We start from the raw sequence: 253 nt of genomic DNA, 5'->3' as shown, positions 1-253 counted from the left end.
AGCCGGGCCCGAGCGGCAGATACTTCCGCGCCAGCGCGTGGTGCGGGTCCGTCGGCAGTCCCGGGTAGTACACCCGCGCCACCTCCGGCCGCTCCGCCAGCCACTCCGCGACGGCCTGCGCGTTCGCCACGTGCCGGTCCATCCGCACTGACAGCGTCTCGACCCCGTGCAGCAGCAGGAAGGTGCTGAGCGCGGGGACGGTCGGACCGTACTCGAGCACGATCACGGACCGCAGGTAGGCGAGGTACGCACT

At 71.9% G+C, this 253-nt stretch carries 1 protein-coding gene; it reads right to left on the bottom strand.

Translation table 11 applies throughout. The features are described 5' to 3' along the window. The coding region (locus AC1RPV_RS08075; protein ID WP_481764247.1) for a PLP-dependent transferase at window positions 1-253 on the bottom strand (253 nt) is incomplete at both ends.

The sequence above is a fragment of the Dellaglioa sp. CoH-55-MRSF-9 genome, assembly GCF_056782155.1.
Note: the sequence above shows the minus strand (reverse complement) of the source record. Positions and strands in the feature narration are given on the sequence as shown.